Consider the following 17,591-nt stretch of genomic DNA (forward strand, 5'->3'; position numbering starts at 1 on the left):
CGGGCGCGCGAGCGGTTAAGCTTGATATCCGCCTCGCGGAGCGAGACGCAGTCCGGAGCCTGGCGGAAGGGGGCCAGGCTCCGGCGCGCGGCGGCACCTCTCTGGGGGCTGACGGAGAGGGCCGCTCCTCGACCCGGCGCTAAAAGCGCCAGGCGAAACCGGCGCGGACCGAGCGGCCCGGCGAGGGCGCGAAGTCCTTCAGGAACGAGACGTGCTCGCGGATGGTCTCGTTGGTCAGGTTGCGGCCGTCGATGAACACGCGAAGGCCGGAATCGGCGATCGGCTTGTAGGTCACCATGGCGTTGACCTGGGTGTAGCTGTCGGTCGGCAGCTCGAAGGCGGCGACGCGGTTCTGGCTGGCCACGCGGCGGACCTCGCCCTGGACCTCGAGGCGCGTGGTGCTCCAGATGGCGCGGCCGGTCACGGCCCACGGCGGCACGCGGGCCGGCACGCCCAGGTCGGTCGAACCGCGCACCCAGTCGTACGAGCCTTCCAGCTTCAGCGACCGCTCGCCCTCGCGCCAGGCGACGTAGGAGGCCTCGGCCTCGGCGCCGTGGAACTTGGCGTCGGTCTGGCTGTACTGGAACACCGGCAGGCCATCCTCGACGGCGCCCGTGCGGGCCTCCTCGATGAAGCCGTTGTACTGGGCGCCCCACAGGTGGGCTTCGGCGCGCAGGCGATCGCCGGTGTAGCGATAGGTCGCCTCGACCGAGACCACCTTCTCGGACTTCAGGTCGGCGTCGCCGACCTCGTAGCCGCCGGTGCCGGGGTGCGGGCCGTCGGCGAACAGCTCGGCCTCGGTCGGGGCGCGGCCGTTGCGCGACACGGTCAGGGCCACGAATTGGTGCTCGGCGGGCTTGTAGAACACGCCCAGCGAACCCGAGACATTGTCGAAGGTCTTGTCGGCGAAGCTGGTCTTCAGCTCGCGGCTGTCGAAGCGCAGGCCCGCGTCGATCCCCCAGTCGCCCTTGTCCAGGCGCTGCAGCGTGAAGACGCCGTATTCCTTGATGTCGGTCGAGGGCACGAAGGCCTCGTCGCCAATGGCCTCGAAGTGGCGCTTCAGGGCCTGGAAGCCCACCGCGCCCTGCCAGCCGTCGCGTTCCTTCTGCACCAGTTCGACGCGACCCTCTGTGCCGTTCGACAGGAAGCGGGTGCCGACCTCGCCGCTGTCGACGCCGATCTCGGCGTGCTCGTACTTGGCGTGGCCGACCGACAGACGGACCTTGTCGAACGGGCCGAGGTCGACATCCTGCTCGCCGCGCACGTCGTAGCGGGTCTGCTGCAGGTGGATCGACACCGGGCCTTCGGCGTTCGGATCGATCGGGGCCAGGATCTGCTCGTAGGGCACGCCGTAGGTCGTATCGATCTTCTTGACCGAGACCCCGAAGAAGCCGCTGTCGTGAACGTAGGAGACGCCCGCGCCGTAGGCGTCGACCTCGACGTCGGCGTTGCGAACCTTCTTCTCCGGATCGACGGTCAGGCCGTTGGCCTTGGCCAGCCGGGCCGAGACCGGGGCGGTCGGGACGTCGTAGTCGCTGCTCTCGCGGTGATCCGCGTCGATGGCGAAGACCAGCGGACCCTTGCCGAACTTGGCCGAACCGTTGATCGACTTGCCGTCGTCGACCGACGAGACCGAGCCGGCCAGGCGGCCTTCGAAGCCGTTGGCCGGGGCCGACGACGGCACGCGGTCGTCGATGATGTTGACCACGCCGCCGATGCCCGAGCCGCCATAGGCCAGGGTCGAGGGACCACGCAGCACTTCCACCCGCGACGCCTCGCCCGGATCGGAGGCCACGGCGTGGTCGGGCGACAGCGACGAGGCGTCGACCTGGCCGACGCCATTCTGCAGCACCATCACCCGCGGACCCGACAGGCCGCGGATCACCGGGCGGCTGGCGCCGGGACCGTAGAAGGTCGAGCGCAGACCCGGCTGGCCGTTCAACATGTCGCCCAGGCCGGCGGGCGGGGCGACGTCCAACTGGTCGCGGGTCACGATGTTGACGCTGCTGGTCACCGTATCCAGCGACACCGCATAGGGGGCGGCGGTGATGACGACCTTGTCGACCTGGTTGGCTTGCTGGTCAGCGGCCGGCTCCTCGGCGTGGGCGGAAACGGCGGCGGCGAGCGCGACGAGACTCGCGGCGGAAAAGGCGACGCGACGAAGCATGGGCGGTCCTGAAACGACTGAAACTTGGCCGGAGGCGCGGCCGCAAGAGCGCGTTATGAAATAACATATCTTCGCGTCAATCCGCTTTCTCTCGACGCGCGACTTTCCCGCCCCTGTGTGGGCGAATGACCATGCGGAAGCATCCGATGACCCGTTTCGCGCTCATCGCCGCCGCCGCTTCGGGCCTGGCCCTGGCCGGCTGCGCGGCCTGGGTTCGGCCATGGTCACGCGGCGGCATGACGATCCGGGCTTCATGGCCGATCTGGCCAAGGCGCGGGCCTAGGCGCGCGCCACGAACACCACGTGGGCGCGCAGCGGATCGCTTTCCGCCACGCCCGGATGGTCGAAGTCGCGCGCCGGGTCATGGCTCATGCCGATCCGCCGCATGACGCTCTGCGAGGCCAGATTCGTACGGGCGGTGAAGGCGATGATCTCGGACAGCCGCAGGGTCTCGAAGCCGTAGGCCAACGCCGCCTTCGCCGCCTCGGTGGCGTAGCCCTGACCCCAGGCCTCGGGATGGAAGCGCCAGCCGATCTCGACCGTCTTGGGCATGGCCATCTCGGGCGGAACCCACCAGAGGCCCGTCATGCCGACCACGCGCGCGTCGGCCTGGCGCTCGACGACCCAGAAGCCGAAGCCGTGCTCGGCCTGATGAGCCTGAACCCGGTCGACGAAGGCGTCGCTCTCGGCCCGACCGCGCACGCCGCCCAGCCAGGCGCCGACTCGCGCATCGCCGTTCATGGTGGCGATGGCGTCGCGATCGGCGTCGACCGCCGGACGCAGGACCAGGCGGTCGGTGGAAATCATGCCAAGCTCTCCACTAAGCAGGCCGACCGGTGGCCAGGGCGGCGTAGAACTCTGGCCGGCGATCACGGAAGAAGCCCCAGGCGGCGCGGTGCGTCGTCAGGAAGTCCAGATCGAAGGTGGCGTTGACCAGGCCCTCGTCCGCGCGACCCAACTCGCTGACCAGATCGCCGCGATGGTCGGCGATGAAGCTGGAGCCATAGAAGGTCTGGCCGCCGTTCGGATAGCCGTCCCACGGTTCGAAGCCGATACGGTTGGCGCCGACCACCGGGATCACGTTCGAGACGGCGTGGCCCTGCATGGCCCGACGCCACGGCAGGGCGGTGTCCAGACTGGAGTCATGCGGCTCGCTGCCGATGGCGGTCGGATAGAACAGGGCCTCGGCGCCCATCAGGGCCATGGCGCGGGCGGCCTCCGGATACCACTGGTCCCAGCAGATGCCGACGCCCAGACGGCCAAAGCGCGTGTCCCAGACCTTGAAGCCCGTGTCGCCGGGCCGGAAGTAGTACTTCTCCATATAGCCCGGACCGTCCGGAATATGGCTCTTGCGATAGACGCCCAGCAGCGACCCGTCGGCGTCGGCCATGACCAGGCTGTTGAAGTAGTGAGGCCCCTCGCGCTCGTAGATCGAGATCGGGATCACCACGCCCAGCTCGCCGGCCAGCGGCGCGATGGCCTTGACGACCGGGTGCTCGCGCCACGGATGGGCCTCGGCGAACCACCGCTCCTCCTGGGCGACGCAGAAGTACGGGCCCTGGAACAGCTCCGACGGCAGGACGACCTGCGCGCCGTTGGACGCCGCTTCACGAATGAAGGCTTCCGTCTTCTTGATGTTGGCCTGCAGGTCCATGCCATACGAGGTCTGGATCGCGGCGACGCTGAGCGTGCGGGCCATCAGGCGGTCTCCGGCTCTTGCTGGGAAATGCAGTGGAACGAACCGCCGCCGGTCAGGATGGCGGTGGACGGCAGGCCGATCACCTGACGCTCCGGGAACACGCCCTTGATCACCTCGACGGCGAAGGCCCCCGACTCCTCGGCGTAGATCGGCACGATGATCGCCTCGTTGGCGATCAGGAAGTTCATGTGCGAGGCCGGGATCGGCTCGCCGTCTTCGTCCAGGATCAGGCCCGGCGACGGGATGCGGACGACCTGCAGCGGCGAGCCGCGGCTATCGGTCATGCCGGCCAGCATGCGGGCGGTCTCGGCATAGACCTCGGCGTTCGGGTCGTTCGCGCCGAAGCCCATCGGGCAGGCCACGACGCCCGGCGCGACGAAGCGGGCCAGGTTGTCGACGTGGCCGTCGGTGTGGTCGTTCAGCAGGCCGTCACCCAGCCACAGCACCTTCTTGGCGCCCAGGGCGTCGGCGAGGGCGGCCGTGGCCGCGGCTTCGTCCCAGCCGGTGTTGCGGTTGGCGTTCAGCAGACACTGGCGCGTCGTCAGGATGGTGCCGTTGCCGTCGTGGTCCAGCGCGCCGCCCTCGAGGATGAAGGGGTTGCGGACCAGCGGCGCGCCCGAGGCGGCGGCGATCTGCTCGGCGACGATGTCGTCGCCCTCCAGGCTGTACTTGCCGCCCCAGCCGTTGAACTGGAAACCGGCCGCGCGCGCCGAGCCCTTATCGTCGACGAAGATCGGCCCGGTGTCGCGCAGCCAGATGTCGCCGAACTGGCCGCGGACGATCTCGACCGTGGTGTCGGAGAGCAGGGCGCGGGCGGCGGCCTCGGCCTCGTCGCCGACCACCATCAGGCGCACGCGCTCGCCGCCCGGGCCGGCCAGAGCGCGGGCCAGGTCGGCGACTTCCTGCTGCGCCTGTTCCAGATTCTCCTGCCAGAGGTCGGCATGGCTGGGGAAACCCACCCACATGGCGCGGTGCGGAGCCCACTCGGCGGGGACGGTGACGGTCATTCGAAAGCCCAATAGAGACGGGGAAAAACGAAAGGGGGCGCAGATGGCCCCCAAAGGAGTCCGGGTCAAGGGGTCCGGGTCAAGCGTCGCCTAACTATCAGGCCTAGATGACAAAGAAAAAGGGCGGCCCGGAAACCGGGCCGCCCTCGTCCTTGGTCTTGGATCGCGTCGCTTAGAAAGCGGCGTGGATCGTCGCGCTGATCGTGCGCGGCGAACCCGGCTGACCCAGGCCGGTGCCCGACGGGTTCACCGCCAGATCGCCCAGGTACTTCTCGTTGCCCAGGTTCTTCACGTTGACCTGGAAGTAGGTGCCCTTCAGGCCGAAACCGTCCAGAGCGTAGCGCACGTCCATGTCGAGCAGGGCGTAGTGCGGGGCCTTTTCGGTGTTGGTCAGGTTGGTCCAGCGCTCGCCGACGTACTTGGCCTGAACGCCGAGGCTCAGAGCGTCAGTGATGTCCCAGTCGACGCGGACAGCGCCTTGGTACTTCGGCGCTTCGTACAGTTCCTTGCCCTTGGTCAGCAGGAGCGAGCCCAGGGCGGTGCCCGGGATGTTCTCTTGCAGTTCCGAGTCCTGGTACGAGAACGAGGCGTAGAAGCTCAGATAGTCTTCCGGCTTGAAGCCCAGTTGGGCGTCGAAGCCCTTCTTCTTCACGTCACCGACGTTGACCGAGAAGGCAATGTTGTCCTGCTCGTTGAACGCGCGCTCGATGCGGTTGTTGAACTGAGCGAACCACACCGCGGCGCTGAACAGGACAGTCGGCGACTGGAAGCGATAACCCATGTCGAACGAGTCGGTGATTTCCGGCTGCGGGTTCGTGGCCTTCCGGTCGTACAGGTCGTCCGTACGCGGAGCCGATAGGGTCTGGGCGTAGCTGATGTAGACCGACTGGTGGTCAGCCAGTTGGTAGCTGGCGGCCACGCTCGGCAGGACCTTGTCGTACTTGCGGGTGAACTGGCGCGGACGACCGTATTGGGTCGCGCCTTGGCCCGGCAGGGTGACCAGGGTCTGGCCGAAGCCATCGTCCGTACCCGCCACGGCCGTCGGGGCCTGATTGGTGCAGTAGGCGTTGAAGGTGTCGGCCTGATAGCAGAAGTTGTTCAGCTCACGCTTGAAGAACGGGGCGCGCAGGCCGGCGTTGACCAGCAGGTTGTCGTCCATGAACTTGCCGCGGTACTCGACCGAGAACTGGTTCAGGGTGGCGACCGAGACGCGGTCACGCTTGCGCAGGATGCTGCCGTCCGAGAGCTTGATCGGCGTGCCGTAGCCGTCCTTGCCGCCGAAGACGCTGTTCGGCGTCGTGTCGCTGCTGAAGGTCGTGTACTCGCCGGTCTGGCGGTGGTGCGCTTCGTCGTAGGTGTAGGCGGCGCGGAAGCTCTGGCTGTCCGAGAACTTCCAGATCAGCGACGAGGTGACGCCGTAGCGGCGGGTGTTCGTCGTGTTCGGCGAGTACAGCAGGACGGTGTCGAGGATGTCGCCGTCGCCATTCAGGTCCTGGCCGCCGGTCAGCGCGCTGCCGCGGATCAGGCCGCTGCCCGTCGTGGCGCCGCTTTCGTTGAACAGGGCGCGGCCGCCGCCGTTGGCCAGCACGTACTGGAACGAGGGGTCGACGGTCAGGATGAAGCTGTCACCGATGTGGAACAGCGACTGACCGCGGATGTTGCCCGTGTTCGACGGGTTGATGTTGTACTTGTAGCAGGTGCCCGCGTTCGTATCGATCTGGGCGGTGCCGGCCACGGCGGTCGGACGGGTGCAGGTCGCGCGGCTGTAGCCGATGCCGGTGCCCGCATTGAAGGCGGCCAGCGACATGCGGTTGATGAAGTTGTTGCGGTTCTGGTTGTAGTTGGCGATCAGGCTGATGAAGTCGCCGTTGTCGCCGATCGGCTGATAGATGCGGGCGTTATACTGCTTCTTGTGGATCTTGCCCGGGCCGTTGAAGACGTCGTTGATGGCGTCAGCGGCGCTGAACCAGGCGCTGGTGCCCCACGGGCCGACCTTGCCGGTGTCGATCACGGCGAAGAAGCGGCGGAAGTTGCCGTCGCCGGCTTGGGCTTCCACGACGCCGCTGAACTGTTCGTTCGGCTTGCGGGTCACGTAGTTGACGGTGCCGCCAGCGGCCGCGGCCGTCGGGCTGTCGACGTCGGTCGTGCCGGTGTTGACGTCAACTTTGGCGATCAGTTCCGAGTCCATCTGCTGGTTCGGATAGATGGCGTAGTTGCCGCTGTCGTTCAGCGGGATACCGTCTTGCAGAAGGGCGATGCGCTGGCTGTCGAAGCCGCGGATGGAAATGTCGCCGCCGGCCGAGCCGTAGGCGTCGTTGTTGGTGAAGTTGACGCCCGGCAGAAGGTTCAGCGAGTCCAGAATGGTCTGGCCCGGCACCTGGCGGGAGATGAATTCCTGGGTGATGGTCGAACGCGACTTCGGAACCGTCTGCGACACGATCGCGCCATTTTGGTTCTTCAGGGTCGTGGCGGTGACGACGACTTGTTCAACAGCGTCCGAACCCGTCGATTGCGCCATTGCGGCGCCGCTGGCCATCAGGCAACCGACCAGCGCGGTCGTCGCCAGGGCGAAATTTCTCATATTCATCTTGAAGATCCCCTCATTATTCGACACGCCTGCCGTGGACGGCATGGATGAGCATCGTTGGGGGCCGTTTAGCGAAAGTTTTAGAAGGTTTGGTGACGGAAAGGCCACGCCCTCTCCCAAACTGTCATAAAGGCCGGATAACGCGGAAGAATTGGTCAAATTTTTCTTACTTGGCTAGTTAGGCGTCATGGTAACCGCACACGAATCTTCGAGATTCTCGATCGAGTCCCGCGCCTGGCGCCTGACGCTGATGATGGTCGCCGCGCTCACGCTGGCGCGGCTGATCGCCCTGTTTTTGACGCCTCTTGAGCTGTACCCGGACGAAGCCCAGTACTGGCTGTGGTCGCGCGAGCTGGCGTTCGGCTACTTCTCCAAGCCGCCGATGATCGCCTGGCTGATCTGGGCCACGACCCACGTCGGCGGCGACGCCGAGGCCTGGGTGCGACTTTCCGCCCCGCTCCTGCACGGCGCGACCGCCCTGGTGGTCCACCGCATCGCCGGCAAGCTCTACGGCGGCTGGACGGGTCTGGTCGCGGCGGCGATCTACAGCCTGATGCCGGGCGTGGTGCTGTCGTCGGGCCTGATGGCCACCGACGCGCCGCTGCTGTTCTTCCTGTCGCTGACGATCTGGGCCTATGTCGCCCTGGCCGAGGAGACCGCGCCGCGCCGCTACTTCGTCGCCGCCGGCATGGGCGTGGCCCTGGGCCTGGCCTTCCTGTCCAAGTACGCCGCCGTCTACGCCCTGGGCAGCATCGTGATCCACTTCGCCATCTCGAAGGAGGCCCGCAAGCGCTGGTGCCCGGCCGCGGCGGTGCTGTTCGTCACGGCCTTCGTCCTGACCCTGGCCCCCAACTTCGCCTGGAACGCCAGCCACCATTTCGCGACGGTCAAGCACACGGCCTCGAACGCCAACTGGGGTTCGCATCAGCTGTTCAATTTCCGTGAGCTGATCGAGTTCGTCGCCTCGCAGTTCGGCGTGTTCGGTCCCGTGCCGTTCGCCGTGCTGCTGGGCGGCGCGGTCTGGCTGGGCGTGAAGAAAAAGCTTCAGTCGCCGGATCTCCTGCTGCTCTGCTTCTGCGCGCCGCCGCTGATCATCGTGGCCGGCGAGGCCTTCGTCTCGCGCGCCAACGCCAACTGGGCCGGGGCCGCCTTCGTCGCGGGGTCCGTGCTGTCGGCCGGTTGGCTGCTGCGCTGGAACGCCCGCCGCTGGCTGATCGCGGGTCTGGCCTTCGAGGCCTTGTTCGCCGCCTTCTTCGTGGTCTGCATGGTCAACCCGAAGGCCGCCGACGCCGTGGGCCTCTCGAACGGTTTCAAGCGCGTGCGCGGCTGGGACCAGACCGTCCAGGCGATCATCGAGCGCTCGCGCGAGGAGCAGGCTCTGCGCGGCCCGCTCAGCGCCGTCGCGATGGACGACCGCTTCGTCTACAACGCCGCCGCCTATTACGGCCGCGACTATTTCGGCCAGCCGGGCGCGCCGCCCTTGCGGATGTGGGTGCACGAGGCCCAACCGCAGAACCAGGCCGAGACCGAGGCCCCACTCGACGCCGACTACGGCCGCCGCGCCCTGATCGTCAGCCTGGAGGGCGGCTACCGGCCCGAGATCGAGCAGGACTTCAAGGCGACCTCCGGCATGCAGATCAGCCGCGTGCGCCTCGACAAGAAGCGCTCGCGGCGCATCGACCTGTTCATCGCGGAGGGCTTCGCGCCCCTGCCCCGGGATCCGATCACCGGCCTGCCGCCGGAGCCCAAGCGGAAGCCCTAGGCAGGTTTCGAGGGATAACCGTCCTTTCTTAAGCGCCGCCGTCACCGAGACTTCCCACGTGTTCGAAGGGAGGTCCCGATGCTGCGCCTGTTCGTGTTCCTGTTGGCCCTGGTCGCGGGCGCGCCCGCCTGGGCCAAGCCGCTGGTGGTGATCCTGGCCGAGCCACGCGGGACCGAGACCACCGACCTGATCGCGCCCTACGCCGTGCTGGCCGAATCCGGATCGGTGGATGTCAGGGTGATCGCGCCCAGCCTGGCGCCGGTTCGGCTGATGCCGGGCCGGGCCTGGATCCGTCCGCAGACGACCTACGCCACGCTAGGCAGACGGCCGGACGTCATCGTGGCGCCGTTCATGATGCCGGCCTATGATCCTGCCCGCGACGCCTGGCTGCGCGAGCAGGCCAGGGCGGGCGTCCGCATCGTCGCGATCTGCGCCGGGGCCGAGACCCTGGCCCGCGCCGGCCTCCTGGACGGCCGCGAGGCCACCACCCACTGGTTCGAGATGGCGCGCCTGGCCAAGGCCTATCCCAAGGTGCGCTGGCGCAAGGACCGCCGCTGGATCGTCGATGGTCCCGTGACCACCACCGCCGGAGTGACGGCCTCGATCCCGGCGAGCCTCGCCCTGCTGCGCGACCTCGCCGGCGAGGAGGTGATGCAGGCCACCGCCGCGCGGCTGCGGGTCCCGCTTCCGGTCCAGGCCCATGACGGCGCGGCGTTTCGGGTGGGCGGCGACGCGGCCCTGGCCAGCCTCTCGGGCTGGGCCAACGCCTGGCGCGGCGAGAAGGTGGCGGTGTCGATCGAGGACGGCTTCGACGAGCTGGCCTTCGGCGCGGCTCTGGACGCCTGGTCACGGACCAACCGCTCGGAGGCCTTCGCCAGTCGGGATGCGGTGTCGAGACACGGCCTGGCGGTGATCGCGCCGGCGAAGCTTCCCCGGCCGAGCCGGACGGTGGCGGCGGACACGGGCGATCCGACCACCATCCTGAACGACATCGCCGCCGCCTATGGCAAGGCGACGGCGCGTTATGTGGCGCTGACGATGGAGCACCCTTACTGGCTGAAGCGCGACTAGACCGCGACCTCGAACGTCGCCTCGGTCTTGGCCTTGACCTCGTCGACCGTCACGCCCGGGGCCAGCTGGATCAGCTTCACCGGCGTCTTGCCGCGGTTGATCTCGAAGACGCCCAGCTCGGTGATCAGCAGATCCACGACACCCGCGCCGGTCAGCGGCAGCGAGCACTGCTTCAGGAGCTTGGGTGCGCCGGACTTCTCGCAGTGGTCCATGACCACCACCACGCGCTTGACGCCGGCGACGAGGTCCATGGCCCCGCCCATGCCCTTGACCATCTTGCCGGGCACCATCCAGTTGGCGAGATCGCCGGTCTCGGACACCTGCATGCCGCCCAGGATCGACAGGGCGATGTGACCGCCGCGGATCATGGCGAAGCTGTCCGACGAGCTGAAATACGAGCTCGAGTCCAACTCGGTGATCGTCTGCTTGCCGGCGTTGATCAGGTCGGCGTCCTCCTCGCCCTCGTAGGGGAAGGGGCCCATGCCCAGCATGCCGTTCTCGCTCTGCAGCGTCACGGACATGCCCTCGGGAATGTAGTTGGCCACCAGGGTCGGGATGCCGATCCCAAGGTTCACGTAGAAGCCGTCCTGCAGCTCCTTGGCGGCGCGGGCCGCCATTTCGTCACGGGTCCAGGCCATCAGACTTCAACTCCAGCGGCGGCGGTTTCCTTGGGACGGGTGGTCACCCGCTCGATGCGCTTCTCGAACCTGGCGCCCTTGACGATGAAATCGACATAGATGCCGGGGGTATGGATGGCGTCCTTGTCCAGAGCGCCGATCTCGACCAGCTGCTCGACCTCGACCACGGTCTTCCGGCCGGCCGTGGCCATCATCGGATTGAAGTTCCGGGCGGTCTTCCGGTAGATCAGGTTGCCCTCGGCGTCGCCTTTCCAGGCCTTGACGATCGCGAGGTCAGCGGTCAGGCCGCGCTCCATCACGTACATCTCGCCGTCGAACTCGCGCACTTCCTTGCCCTCGGCCACCAGGGTGCCGTAGCCGGTGCGCGTGAAGAAGGCCGGGATGCCCGCTCCGCCCGCACGGATGCGTTCGGCCAGCGTGCCCTGCGGATTGAACTCAAGTTCCAGTTCGCCGCTGAGGTAGAGCTGTTCGAACAGCTTGTTCTCGCCCACATAGGACGAGATCATCTTCTTGATCTGGCGGTTCTCCAGCAGGATCCCCAGGCCGAAGCCGTCGACGCCGCAATTATTGGAGATGACCGTGAGGTCCTTCGTCCCAGCCTCGCGGATCGCCGCGATCAGGTTCTCCGGAATGCCGCAGAGGCCAAAGCCCCCGGCCATGATGGTCATGCCGTCGAACAACAGCCCGGCGAGGGCCTCGACGGCGTCCTTCTTCACCTTGTCGACCATGGTGTCTCCCTATTCCCGAGCTCGCGGGCTATCCCGAACGGGGTCGGCCTGTTTATCCGTAACGGATGAAAAGGCTGCCTCGCCGCACCTGTTTGGCTCTTGGCGAACCGTGTCGCCCGAGCCGCGAAAAAATTCAACCCTTGATGAATTATTTTCCGAAAGGGTCGCCTGATGACCGACGCTAGCACCGGCTCCGTGACGCCCGCCACCCCAAGGACCGCCTCCGGCGTGCTCCTCGTGCTGGCCCACCCCGCGCTTGAACGGTCTCGCGCCAATCGCGCCCTGGCCAAGGCGGCCAAGGGCCTCTCGGGCGTCACCTTCAAGGATCTCTACGAGATCTATCCGGACTTCGCGGTCGACATCGAGGCCGAGCAGGCGGCCCTGCTGGCCCACGACGTCATCGCCCTGCAGTTTCCGCTCTACTGGTACTCGACCCCGGCCCTGATGAAGGAGTGGCTGGACCTGGTCTGGCTGCACGGCTTCGCCTATGGCGAGGACGGCGTCGCGCTGAAGGGCAAGAAGCTGTTCGTGGCCTGCTCCACCGGCGCCAGCGCCAAGGCGTACCATATGCACGGCTACAACCGGTTCAGCATGGACGAGTTCCTGCGACCGCTGGAGCAGACCGCCCACCTGTGCGGCATGGAGTGGGAGACGCCGTTCGTGGTTCACGGCGCCTCCGTGAAGGACGACGCCGCCCTGAAGGCCGAGGCCGAGCGCTACAAGGCGCGGGTGGCCTCGCTGCTGCCGGCGTCCCGGGTTACCGGCAAGGCGGAGACATAAGACGCATGGAGAACTTTCTCACCCAGACCCTGGTCTATCTGGGCGCGGCCGTCGTCTCGGTGCCGATCGCCAAGCGGCTGGGGCTGGGCTCGGTGCTGGGCTACCTGATCGCCGGCGTGGTCATCGGCCCGTTCGCGCTGTCCCTGGTCGGCGACCAGGCCGACGTCATGAAGTTCGCCGAGTTCGGCGTCGTCATCCTGCTGTTCCTGATCGGCCTCGAGGTGCAGCCCTCGATGCTGTGGGACATGCGCAAGGCCATCTTCGGGCTGGGCGGGGCCCAGGTGCTGGGCACGGCCCTGGCCATCGCCGCCGCCGCTCTGGCGCTGGGCCTGCCCTGGCAGACGGCCCTGGCCGTGGGCCTGGTGCTGGCCATGTCCTCGACCGCGATCGTGCTCCAGACCCTGGACGAGAAGGGGCTCCGGCAAGGCCCCGTCGGGCGCGCCGCCTTTGGGGTGCTGCTGCTGCAGGACCTGGCGGTCATTCCGATGTTCGCCCTGCTGCCACTGCTGGCCACCGGCGCGGCGGGCCACGCGGCGGGCGGCGGCGGCCATGGCGGCGGGAGTCTCGTGGCCCACCTGCCGATCTGGGCCCAGACCCTGTCGGTGTTCGCCGCCGTCGCCGGAGTGATCGGCGGCGGCCGCTATCTGGTCCAGCCGCTGTTCCGCTTCATCGCCAAGGCCCGCCTGCGCGAGATCTTCGTCGCCGCCGCCCTGCTGATCGTGGTCGCGGTCGCCAGCCTGATGCAGATCGTCGGCCTGTCGCCCGCCCTGGGGGCCTTCCTGGCCGGGGTGGTGCTGGCCGAGAGCGAGTTCCGCCGCGAGCTGGAAAGCGACATCGAGCCCTTCCGGGGCCTGCTGCTGGGCCTGTTCTTCATCACCGTCGGGGCGGGCGTCGACCTGCCGCTGGTGGCGCGCCAGCCGTTGCAGCTGCTCGGCGTCGTCATCGGCCTGATGGTGCTGAAATTCATCGTCATGTACGGCATCGCCCGCCTGTTCGGCGCGCCCAGGCGCGGGGCGATGGCGGTGGCCACGGCCCTGGCCCAGGGCGGCGAGTTCGCCTTCGTGCTGCTCAGCTTCACGGTCGGCGCGGGGGTGATCGGCGTGCAGTTGGCGGCCCTGCTGACCGCCGCGGTCGCCGTCTCGATGGCCCTGACGCCCGTCGCGATGATCCTCTACGAACGCGTCGCCGCCCTGATGGATGCGGCGATCCCGGACGTCGTCCCCGACACCGGCGCCTTCGACGAGGGCGAGCCGGACATCATCATCGCCGGCTTCGGCCGCTTCGGTCAGATCACCGGCCGCCTGCTGCAGGCCAGCGGCTTCAAGTCGACGGTTCTCGACAGCGACATCGAGCAGATCGAGCTGCTGCAGCGCTTCGGCCGCCGGGTGCACTATGGGGACGCCACGCGCCTCGATTTGCTACGCGCCGCCGGCGCCGAGCGGGCCCGGATGCTGATCGTCGCCCTGGATGACCGCGAAAAGACCGTCGAGCTGGTCGAGACCGCCCGCAAGGCCTTCCCAGACCTCGTGATCCTGGCCCGCGCCTGGGACCGTCGCCACGCCTACGACCTGCTGGCCAACGGCGCCGACGCGGTCGAGCGCGAGACCTTCGAGTCGGCCCTGGCCCTGGGGACCACCGCCTTGCAGAAGTTGGGCTACCGCGCTCACCGGGCGCACCGGGCGGCCGCCTTCTTCCGTCGCCACGACCGCCGGGTGTTCGAGGAACTGCGCCCGATGTGGGGCCAGGAGGAGGCCTATATCCTGGCCTCGCGCGACGCGGCCAAGACCATGGACCGCCTGCTGGACGCCGACCTCCACCGCATGCGCCCAGGCGACGCCGGCGGGGCCTGGGACACGGCCAGCCTGGACGAGGAACTGCGCGAGCGCGCCGAGCGGGAGGGAGCGGAGTAGGCTCTAGGCCGCGTCCAGCGCCCTCAGCCAGTCGGGCAGCGCGCCGGCCGAGGCCTGCAGCGCGTTGGCCCGCGCCGCCGCCGTCACGCCCTGTCCACGCGCCTCGCCCGGCGTCATGCCGAAGCGGCTCTTGAACGCCCGGCTGAAGCTTGACCAGACGGTGAAGCCGTAGCGTTCGGCCACCTGGGCCATGGCCAGAGGCTGGATCGGATCGGACAGCGCCTCGAACACCCGGCGCAGGCGTCGGTTGCGGATGTGTTCGCTGACCCCGCCCAACGGCGCGAACAGCCGATAGAGCGAAGCGCGCGAGACGCCGAATTGGCGGCACAGCATCTCGGCCCCTAGATCTGGGTCGTGCAGGTTGGCGTCGATGAACCGGCGCATCCGCGCGCGCTGGGTGTCGGCCGAGGCCCGCCGAGCCGCGTCGCCGCGCTGGCCCAGGATCAGGCCGGCCAGCAGGTCGGTCGTGGCGCGGCCGACACCATACGCCTCCTCCGGGCGCAGATTGGTCGCCACGCGCATCAGGCTCTCGGCGTGCGATTTCAAGAGCTGCGCGCCCGCGCTCTCTCGGCGCAGGACGAGGCCATGCAGCGGGTCCAGGTCGATGTCGCGAGCGTCGAAAGCGTCGCGCGGCAAGGCCAGATTCAGGTTCACGCAGTCGCCCGCCTGGGACTGGAAGGTGCGGGTCAGGTCAAGAACGCAGACATCACCAGGCCGCGCGAAGGTTTCGTCCCGCCCCGTCCGGCGGCTATCCCCGCCCTCGAGGATGATCTGCACCAAGATCAGCTCCAGCCCGGTCGCGGCGACCTTCCGCGCGTCGCGGCCATAGGCGAAGGCTCCGCCGGTCATGTGGGCCGCGCCCAGCAGCATCGGGCCGATGTTGAAGGTGTCGACCCAGAGGTCGGGGCCCGCGGCGTCGACGCCGTTCAGCCGGACGTCGAAGATCGGCGCGATGGCCTCCGCATAGGCGTGCACGCCCTGGCGGCCCGGCGTGACCTGGGTGCCCGCCTGATAGTGGGGAAGCATCGACGCTTGCGACATGGAACTCGAACCCGGAAACGCGAACCAACGATAAGCGGACAGCTGAGCCAAATCCCGAAAGCTGTCCGCCGTCAACGGCTGGGCCAGGCGCGCGCCGCGTCTCAGATTCATGACCCGCCGTCTCAAACCCCTGGCGCCCCGTTGCCAGGCGTCAGACCCAGGCTCTACGGAAGCGGCCGGCGCGAAAATCGTCTGATCCATTCCCTTGGTGACGAACTCGCGCCGAGCGGTTTGGTCCGGTCCGTCCAGGGTGGGGAACTTTTGGAGGGTCCGGACCGCCGCGTGAACAACCCAAACTACCGCGACGCGGACTCCCGCCGAGTCCGCGTCGCTTTTTTTTAGGTCGCCGGCTGCTTCTGGCCCACCCGGCGGAAGAGATCCGTCAGGGCCTCGAACAGACCCTTCTCCGAGGCCTGATGGTAGATCGAGTCCGTCGTGAGGGCGGCCGACAGGCGGGCGTGGGCCTTGCCCAGATTGTGATACGGCAGGCGCGGCAGCAGGTGGTGCAGGGCGTGGTAACGCAGGCCGACCGGGGCCCACAGCGCCGAGGCCAGGTTCGGCGGCGGCACGTTGACCGAGTCCAGGAACTGTTCGTCGAGGGTCATCTTGTCGCCCTGGTTGTCCCAGTGGTGGGCGACCAGGGTGCGGGCCTGGTTGAGGAAGGTGGCCAGCGAGAAGATCAGGAGACCGGTCAGCACGGCGCGCAGCGGCAGCCAGCCCGCGACGGTGGCGGCGATCACCGCCCACGACCACAGCCAGCAGGCGACGTCCTGGACCACCCAGGCGGCGCGCCAGCGGTTGAGGTCGTCGCGCACGAAGTCGGGATTGATGATCAGGGCCGACAGCTTGGTCTTCAGGTAACGGCGCAGCGGCGGAACCACGAACGACAGCGGGATCAGGATCGCCGAGCGCAGGATCACGCCCAGCGGGGCCAGCAGCGCCACGAACAGGAAGCCGGCCAGCTTCAGCGGCGTGAAGCGCGACAGCGGCATGTATTCCGGATCCAGCGCCGTGCCGAAGCGGTCCTTGATGTGGTGGATGTTGTGCACGCCCTCGTACATCAGCGAAGGGGTCATTAGCGGCACGCCGACCAGGATGTTCCAGCCGACGCGGAAGCCCGGGGCCTCGTCGTCGCGGATGTGGGTCAGCTCGTGGATGAAGCTCAGGGCGCGATAAAGGGCCAGCACGCTGACCAAACCGGCGCCCAGGCCGATAGCCAGGTTAGCCGTCGTCGCAGCGACATAGAGCCCGCCCCACATCAGGACGACCGAGACGATCATGTCGACCCAGTAGATCGCCGCGTTCGGCGTCATCAGGTCATCGGTCAGCGCATAGGCCTGCTTGGTCAGACTGACGCCCTGGCTCGCCAACTTGTTCACTTCGACCTCGCGCCGCCCACAAACCCGTAACAGGCATGACGAATTGGCTACGACGCGAGGGAAAAGCAACCGTTTGGATCAAAGACGCGACAATTCCGCGCCCTTAGGTGTTCACTGGACTAGCGGCCGCAGGATGATCTCCACCCGGCGGTTCTGGGCGCGGCCGGCGGCGGTGGCGTTGTCGGCGATCGGCTGGCGCGAGCCCATGCCGGCCACGAAGACGCGGTCCGACAACACCCGGCCCTGGCGGACCAGGTAGTCGGCCACCGCGCTGGCGCGGCGCTCGGAAAGACCCTGGTTGTAGTCCGCGCCGCCGCTGCTGTCGGCGTGGCCCACCACGTCGATCGTGGTCTGCGGATAGGCGTTCAGCGTGCGGGCCACGTCGTCCAGCACGCGGGTGAACTGCGGCTGCACGTCCGACTTGTCGACGGCGAAGGTCACGTCGCTGGGCATGACCAGAACGATCTGATCGCCGTTGCGGCGGATCATCACGCCCGAGGTCTCGAGGCTGCGGCGCAGGTCGGCCTGCTGGCGGTCCATGTAGTTGCCGACCGCGCCGCCGGCCAGCGCGCCGATGCCAGCGCCGATCAGCGCGTTCTTGCGACCCTGCTCGCCCTTGTTGGTGTTGGTCAGGTAGCCCAGCAGCGCGCCGCCTGCAGCCCCGGCCAGCACGCCGGTCCCGGTGTTGTTGCGCACCGGCATGCCCGTATAGGGATCGGTGGTGGTGCAGGCGACCAGGGCGGTAGCGCCCATCAGTACAGCGACCAAGGCAATCTTGCGCATTCTCGCAACCCTCACGGCTTTGTTGTAGATCAACGTCAG

Annotated in this window: 14 protein-coding genes; 4 read left to right on the forward strand and 10 right to left on the reverse strand. The window is 67.9% G+C overall.

Going from position 1 to position 17,591, the window contains the following annotated elements:
- Positions 1 to 139: 139 nt before the first annotated feature.
- From AC07R7_RS13440 to AC07R7_RS13460, 5 genes are all read right to left on the reverse strand, one after another.
- Positions 140 to 2,167 (reverse strand): TonB-dependent receptor, encoded by a 2,028-nt coding sequence (locus AC07R7_RS13440; protein WP_494635487.1) that lies wholly within the window; start codon positions 2,165 to 2,167, stop codon positions 140 to 142.
- A 279-nt stretch (positions 2,168 to 2,446) separates the two neighbouring features.
- On the reverse strand, positions 2,447 to 2,974 hold the full coding sequence (locus tag AC07R7_RS13445; RefSeq protein ID WP_494635488.1) for a GNAT family N-acetyltransferase: 528 nt from the start codon (positions 2,972 to 2,974) through the stop codon (positions 2,447 to 2,449).
- 13 nt (positions 2,975 to 2,987) lie between these two features.
- Positions 2,988 to 3,866: an N-carbamoylputrescine amidase gene (aguB, locus tag AC07R7_RS13450; protein ID WP_492887598.1), complete on the reverse strand. Its 879-nt coding sequence runs from the start codon at positions 3,864 to 3,866 to the stop codon at positions 2,988 to 2,990.
- On the reverse strand, positions 3,866 to 4,873 hold the full coding sequence (locus AC07R7_RS13455) for an agmatine deiminase family protein (RefSeq protein ID WP_492887597.1): 1,008 nt from the start codon (positions 4,871 to 4,873) through the stop codon (positions 3,866 to 3,868). The genes aguB and AC07R7_RS13455 overlap by 1 nt, the downstream gene beginning before the upstream one ends.
- Before the next feature lie 172 nt (positions 4,874 to 5,045).
- Positions 5,046 to 7,460, reverse strand: coding sequence for a TonB-dependent receptor (locus AC07R7_RS13460; RefSeq protein ID WP_494635489.1), 2,415 nt, complete (start codon positions 7,458 to 7,460; stop codon positions 5,046 to 5,048).
- Between the two features lie 187 nt (positions 7,461 to 7,647).
- On the opposite strand from AC07R7_RS13460, the gene AC07R7_RS13465 reads away from it, so the two are divergent.
- On the forward strand, positions 7,648 to 9,222 hold the full coding sequence (locus AC07R7_RS13465) for an ArnT family glycosyltransferase (RefSeq protein WP_494635490.1): 1,575 nt from the start codon (positions 7,648 to 7,650) through the stop codon (positions 9,220 to 9,222).
- 78 nt (positions 9,223 to 9,300) lie between these two features.
- The gene (locus AC07R7_RS13470; protein WP_494635491.1) at positions 9,301 to 10,293 is read left to right on the forward strand and encodes a DJ-1/PfpI family protein; all 993 of its coding nucleotides are present in this window, start codon (positions 9,301 to 9,303) and stop codon (positions 10,291 to 10,293) included.
- Here AC07R7_RS13470 and AC07R7_RS13475 read toward each other — a convergent pair.
- Both AC07R7_RS13475 and AC07R7_RS13480 read right to left on the reverse strand, forming a co-directional pair.
- Positions 10,290 to 10,931: a 3-oxoacid CoA-transferase subunit B gene (locus AC07R7_RS13475; RefSeq protein WP_494635492.1), complete on the reverse strand. Its 642-nt coding sequence runs from the start codon at positions 10,929 to 10,931 to the stop codon at positions 10,290 to 10,292. The genes AC07R7_RS13470 and AC07R7_RS13475 overlap by 4 nt on opposite strands.
- The gene (locus tag AC07R7_RS13480) at positions 10,931 to 11,659 is read right to left on the reverse strand and encodes a CoA transferase subunit A (protein WP_492887592.1); all 729 of its coding nucleotides are present in this window, start codon (positions 11,657 to 11,659) and stop codon (positions 10,931 to 10,933) included. The genes AC07R7_RS13475 and AC07R7_RS13480 overlap by 1 nt, the downstream gene beginning before the upstream one ends.
- A gap of 171 nt (positions 11,660 to 11,830) precedes the next feature.
- Between AC07R7_RS13480 and kefF the strand changes: the two genes are divergently transcribed.
- Together kefF and AC07R7_RS13490 are read left to right on the forward strand one after the other, a co-directional pair.
- Complete coding sequence (gene kefF / locus AC07R7_RS13485; RefSeq protein WP_492887591.1) at positions 11,831 to 12,439, forward strand: glutathione-regulated potassium-efflux system oxidoreductase KefF; 609 nt, start codon at positions 11,831 to 11,833, stop codon at positions 12,437 to 12,439.
- Positions 12,440 to 12,444: 5 nt separating this feature from the next.
- Positions 12,445 to 14,349, forward strand: coding sequence for a monovalent cation:proton antiporter-2 (CPA2) family protein (locus AC07R7_RS13490; protein WP_492887590.1), 1,905 nt, complete (start codon positions 12,445 to 12,447; stop codon positions 14,347 to 14,349).
- A gap of 3 nt (positions 14,350 to 14,352) precedes the next feature.
- Here AC07R7_RS13490 and AC07R7_RS13495 read toward each other — a convergent pair whose 3' ends face one another.
- The 3 genes from AC07R7_RS13495 to AC07R7_RS13505 form a co-directional block, all read right to left on the reverse strand.
- The gene (locus tag AC07R7_RS13495) at positions 14,353 to 15,390 is read right to left on the reverse strand and encodes a helix-turn-helix domain-containing protein (RefSeq protein ID WP_494635493.1); all 1,038 of its coding nucleotides are present in this window, start codon (positions 15,388 to 15,390) and stop codon (positions 14,353 to 14,355) included.
- A 338-nt stretch (positions 15,391 to 15,728) separates the two neighbouring features.
- Entirely contained in the window at positions 15,729 to 16,760 is a 1,032-nt protein-coding gene (gene cerH, locus AC07R7_RS13500) for a ceramide hydroxylase CerH (RefSeq protein ID WP_492887621.1), read from the reverse strand.
- Positions 16,761 to 16,880: 120 nt separating this feature from the next.
- Positions 16,881 to 17,552 carry a YiaD family glycine zipper/OmpA-like lipoprotein gene (locus AC07R7_RS13505; protein WP_492836224.1) on the reverse strand — a complete coding sequence of 224 codons (672 nt, stop codon included), beginning with the start codon at positions 17,550 to 17,552 and terminating at the stop codon, positions 16,881 to 16,883.
- Between the last annotated feature and the right edge of the window lie 39 nt (positions 17,553 to 17,591).

It is taken from the genome of Caulobacter sp. GW821-FHT05F04 (assembly GCF_059419665.1).

What these genes read in the sequence shown, in the direction of transcription:
- AC07R7_RS13440 (WP_494635487.1), bottom strand. Translation starts at nt 2,167, where the DNA reads ATGCTTCGTCGCGTCGCCTTTTCCGCCGCGAGTCTCGTCGCGCTCGCC.
- AC07R7_RS13445 (WP_494635488.1), bottom strand. Translation starts at nt 2,974, where the DNA reads ATGATTTCCACCGACCGCCTGGTCCTGCGTCCGGCGGTCGACGCCGAT.
- aguB (WP_492887598.1), bottom strand. Translation starts at nt 3,866, where the DNA reads ATGGCCCGCACGCTCAGCGTCGCCGCGATCCAGACCTCGTATGGCATG.
- AC07R7_RS13455 (WP_492887597.1), bottom strand. Translation starts at nt 4,873, where the DNA reads ATGACCGTCACCGTCCCCGCCGAGTGGGCTCCGCACCGCGCCATGTGG.
- AC07R7_RS13460 (WP_494635489.1), bottom strand. Translation starts at nt 7,460, where the DNA reads ATGAATATGAGAAATTTCGCCCTGGCGACGACCGCGCTGGTCGGTTGC.
- AC07R7_RS13465 (WP_494635490.1), top strand. Translation starts at nt 7,648, where the DNA reads ATGGTAACCGCACACGAATCTTCGAGATTCTCGATCGAGTCCCGCGCC.
- AC07R7_RS13470 (WP_494635491.1), top strand. Translation starts at nt 9,301, where the DNA reads ATGCTGCGCCTGTTCGTGTTCCTGTTGGCCCTGGTCGCGGGCGCGCCC.
- AC07R7_RS13475 (WP_494635492.1), bottom strand. Translation starts at nt 10,931, where the DNA reads ATGGCCTGGACCCGTGACGAAATGGCGGCCCGCGCCGCCAAGGAGCTG.
- AC07R7_RS13480 (WP_492887592.1), bottom strand. Translation starts at nt 11,659, where the DNA reads ATGGTCGACAAGGTGAAGAAGGACGCCGTCGAGGCCCTCGCCGGGCTG.
- kefF (WP_492887591.1), top strand. Translation starts at nt 11,831, where the DNA reads ATGACCGACGCTAGCACCGGCTCCGTGACGCCCGCCACCCCAAGGACC.
- AC07R7_RS13490 (WP_492887590.1), top strand. Translation starts at nt 12,445, where the DNA reads ATGGAGAACTTTCTCACCCAGACCCTGGTCTATCTGGGCGCGGCCGTC.
- AC07R7_RS13495 (WP_494635493.1), bottom strand. Translation starts at nt 15,390, where the DNA reads ATGTCGCAAGCGTCGATGCTTCCCCACTATCAGGCGGGCACCCAGGTC.
- AC07R7_RS13505 (WP_492836224.1), bottom strand. Translation starts at nt 17,552, where the DNA reads ATGCGCAAGATTGCCTTGGTCGCTGTACTGATGGGCGCTACCGCCCTG.